Genomic DNA, 3,646 nt, shown 5'->3' on the forward strand with positions numbered 1-3,646 from the left:
TGGTTCAATTGATACAGATTACTGCTATTCACCTCTGTAGTCTATGGAATTGCGCTTAGATTCTAGGTTTGACGCGGGGTTCCGGGCGACTTTACGCATTTACGAAGGAATCCTTACGGTCGGCCTTGTTCTTTGTCGATGGTCGCCCACATGCCAAAGCCGAACAAGTCCGCAAACTTTGGGTTTATGGTGATTTCATAATTAAGGCTGATTTCGTCACGGATTCCGCCTTCTATTAAACCGCCAAAATACCTTATTTTGTGGTCGGTTATATCAATCGTGCCTCCACGCAAGCGGATTAAAACCGAATGTAATCTTGCGTGGTCTTTTCCGCCAGTAGTTAAACCGAGTGCTTTTAAGAGTCCGTAGGCTGAGAATTTGACGGGTTGCCCTAAAGGATAAGGGCGAGCCATGTTTAAAAGCTCAAGGTAAACGTCAAGGTCTGATTGATCGAATTGTTCACCTGTGAAAATTACTTCTAATCCACCTGTAGAAAAAAGATTTTCTTGTTTAATAAATCGGCGGTTTTCTTTTTGTGTGGGGTGTAATGCAGGAAATAAAGCCGAACGAAAAACCGCATTGGGGGCGGCTCTCTTGCCGTCTTCCCAAAAATCAAGCTGTACGGATTTTTCTTTCTTCTCTTTGGTTTTTTCTGGCGAAACGGCTTTATTTTCGGGCTTTTCCGCCTCTTTTACGGCTATGCTTGCCCCCATGCGGGCTAACGTGCGGCGTGTCTCCGGGTCAAGATTGGGTGCATCTCTTTCTAGTTGCTTCTCCAGAAAAAGGACGGCTTCGTTATTGTCGGCTAGTGCGTCTTTCATTTTCCCGTTGCCTTTCCGGTGGCTTTTGCTATCGTGAAAAGGCAGTTAAAGCGGGGACGCTCCAAACTGCCCGAAGTGATGTAAAAAGCCGTTGCCCTTGGTGGGGTAAACGGCTTTTTTGATAGCCGCATATTAACTGCTTGGGTGTCTATGACCGCCTTTTGCTCTCATATAGGCACACAATACGGCGTTCATACGGGTTTGGTAGCCTTTGCCTTCTTCCTTAAACCAGTTCAACATTTCGCTATCAAGCCTAATTGTTACGACTTCTTTAGCTTCGGGAAACACTAACTTTGCATTTTCCCAAAAGGTTGCATCGGTTGGTTGTGCATCAGGGTCGGCAACAGCGGCGGCGTGTAATTCCTCATCGCTCATGTTACGCAATCTTTCCCAATCCGTGCCGTTTTCAAAACTCATTGCGGTTTTTCCAGTAGTATCTTCTTTCATGGGGTTCTGCCTTCCTCGCTGATATGATTCGTCTTTCGTTGTTATTTGTGTCGGTGTAAATAACCGCTATTTCTAAGCCGTTAATAACGCCAATGGCATAAATACGGACTTCGCCATAATTAAAGCGGTTGTCTTCCCGCTCTATGGTTTCACCTTCAAAGATTTTTACAGCGTCCTTAAAGGCTATTCCGTGCTGCTTAATGTTTAAGCGGTTCTTGTCTTCGTTCCAAACATATTTCATTTTATATATTTATACTTTGTATTTACATTTTGCAAGCAAAAAGATGTTACTGATTTAATTTGCTTCTGCCAAACAGTTTTTCATAAAGCCCGCTCTTCTTGGCGGTCGGCTCTGGCTGGTGGGTCAAAAGAGCTGTTGCTTGTCTTCGCCAATGGTCGGCTTGTTCCCGCTCTCGCTCTAACTGTTGCCTTAAGATTTCGTTTTCACGCCTTAAATATTCGTTTTCTTTGGCGTTTCCGTGGGTTGCCGATTGTTCTGTTTTTTCAGGATCTGGCGTTTTCGGGAACGCTCTAAGTAATTCTGACGGGTCAATTTTGTATCCTGCCGTTGTTTTTTCGATATAGGATAACTTGCCAGATTCCAAGGCTTTGAATATGGTTGACTTGCTCTTCCCTGTGGCTTTTGCAGCCCGCCCAAGCGTTAAATAAAAATCGTTTGTCAATGTTCTACATCGTTCATTTATGAGGTTTTTAGAAACCTAGCACGAAACATAACAATATCAAGAAAAAAGAATCTGGGGGGTGGGGAATGAAAACCGTTTTTGTGTCGGCGGTTCGGATCGGTGGAAAAACAAGGACGGGGCTGCTTTGGGAACCGCCGACACAAAAACGGTTGACCGTCGGTAGACTTAAAACGGGGCTTTTTGTTTTGCTCTTGGTATCGGCTGGGTAATGCCGGGCGGGGGGATTGGAAAGGGAAGGCTCTGCCGCCTTTACGGGGGTTAAGGGGGAACGCCCTTGCTCACGCAAACGCAGTTTGCATAAGTGAGCCATTCTGTCCGTAACCCTCTACGGATTCCTTGCCATGCTTCGCTTAGTTCGTCCCGTCTGGACGCTGCCACCAAAGCCCGAAGCCTGACGCAAGATTGCAAAAAATCTGGGGTATGATGTCGGAGAATGACAAAGCTGCTCGGTCGGTTTTTGAATGGGGCGGACGGGCTTTGTTCAGACCCTGGAAAACCACAAAACGGGAAAAACCCCGCCAACCGATGCCGAAGAGACCAGTAAGGCAAAAGATTAAGTTTACAGAGCGTTCGCTACTCTCACAGGTTTTTTTGAGGAGAGCAAGGGCGGGGCTTCATTGCCAGCCCCGCACCCCGCTAGGATATTTTGAGCTGAACTGATCGGGATTACAGGCGGTTAGCCAAGAAAGCCGATAACCAAGCGGGCGGCTAAGAAATTGCGGTAGTGTGTTTAGCCGTCTTGTGACGGTCAAAACATCAACGGCAAGGCGGTAAATTTAACCGTACAACGATAAAAATCTGTTTTGGCTAGTTCTCTATGTCTAATCTTGAAAAAACCTCTTAAATCGAATTTAAAGCGGTTTTTCTAAATATCAGCTTTTTTTCTAGTTATCGCTTTTCATTTTTTCATCAGTTCGGGTTATATATCCTCGGGGGTTTGGGGGCAGACAGCCCCCAAGGATAAAAACTCGAAAATTTAGTGAGCAAAGCGAACGCATTTTTTAATCTAAAAATCGGTCGTTTTTTTGAAGTTATCCACAGGCAAAAAACTCGTTTTTTCTATTTATAAAAAGGTTATAAAAGGTTATCGCCGACAAAAAACCGCTTTTTCATTATTATAATCATACTCTTGCGAGTTTCTAAGCGTCCGCTCAAACCCGTCAATCTGTCCGCTCAAACCCGTCAATCTGTCCGCTCAAACCCGTTAGTCCGTCCGCTCAAACCCGTTAGTCCGTCCGTCCGTCCAAACCCGTCAATTTTTGGTAGGTTTTTGTTTCTTTTTGACGAGGCGGCGAATTTGTCCCGCCGTTAGTTTGATGTGGGCTTTTATTGTTTCGGGGGTGGTTTCGTAGCTTTCTAAAAACTCCGCTGTTTTTAGGCGTTCGTGGGCTTTGATGATGTCGGCTCGGCGTTGTCGTTTATTGTTGTTTGTAAGTCCGATAATATCCGACAGGGTGTCGAATTTATGGGCGGCGGGTTCTGTGTGGGTCGAATAGTAAGCATGGAGGGCTTTAGCGGTGGCACTGCGTCCAAGTGAACGGCGTTGTTGGCTGATGGTAAGGATTCCTTCGTAAATGAGTAAAGCCAGAAATCTTTAATGCAAAATCTTCGTCCCAATTGAAGCTTACTTTAAACTGACCACTATTTTTTACAGGTAGAATGCGGGTTACAGGG

4 protein-coding genes are annotated in these 3,646 nt (G+C 45.4%); all 4 read right to left on the bottom strand.

Features of this window, described 5'->3' with window-relative positions:
• Window positions 1–113 precede the first annotated feature (113 nt).
• The 4 genes from trfA to AADEFJLK_RS23215 all read right to left on the bottom strand — a co-directional run bounded on the left by trfA (window position 114) and on the right by AADEFJLK_RS23215 (window position 1,951).
• Window positions 114–821, bottom strand: a complete 708-nt coding sequence (gene trfA, locus AADEFJLK_RS23200) for a plasmid replication initiator TrfA (RefSeq protein WP_103975982.1) — start codon at window positions 819–821, stop codon at window positions 114–116.
• A 132-nt stretch (window positions 822–953) separates the two neighbouring features.
• The gene (locus AADEFJLK_RS23205) at window positions 954–1,268 is read right to left on the bottom strand and encodes a BrnA antitoxin family protein (RefSeq protein WP_103975983.1); all 315 of its coding nucleotides are present in this window, start codon (window positions 1,266–1,268) and stop codon (window positions 954–956) included.
• Entirely contained in the window at window positions 1,228–1,509 is a 282-nt protein-coding gene (locus tag AADEFJLK_RS23210) for a BrnT family toxin (protein ID WP_103975984.1), read from the bottom strand. The genes AADEFJLK_RS23205 and AADEFJLK_RS23210 overlap by 41 nt, the downstream gene beginning before the upstream one ends.
• Before the next feature lie 46 nt (window positions 1,510–1,555).
• A complete protein-coding gene (locus AADEFJLK_RS23215; RefSeq protein WP_103975985.1) occupies window positions 1,556–1,951 on the bottom strand; it encodes a hypothetical protein in 396 nt (131 codons plus the stop codon).
• Between the last annotated feature and the right edge of the window lie 1,695 nt (window positions 1,952–3,646).

This window comes from Methylovulum psychrotolerans (assembly GCF_002923755.1).
GTDB lineage: Bacteria > Pseudomonadota > Gammaproteobacteria > Methylococcales > Methylomonadaceae > Methylovulum > Methylovulum psychrotolerans.

Bases quoted from the DNA above. Each gene is read 5' to 3' on its own strand.
- trfA (WP_103975982.1), bottom strand. From the start codon at position 821: ATGAAAGACGCACTAGCCGACAATAACGAAGCCGTCCTTTTTCTGGAG.
- AADEFJLK_RS23205 (WP_103975983.1), bottom strand. From the start codon at position 1,268: ATGAAAGAAGATACTACTGGAAAAACCGCAATGAGTTTTGAAAACGGC.
- AADEFJLK_RS23210 (WP_103975984.1), bottom strand. From the start codon at position 1,509: ATGAAATATGTTTGGAACGAAGACAAGAACCGCTTAAACATTAAGCAG.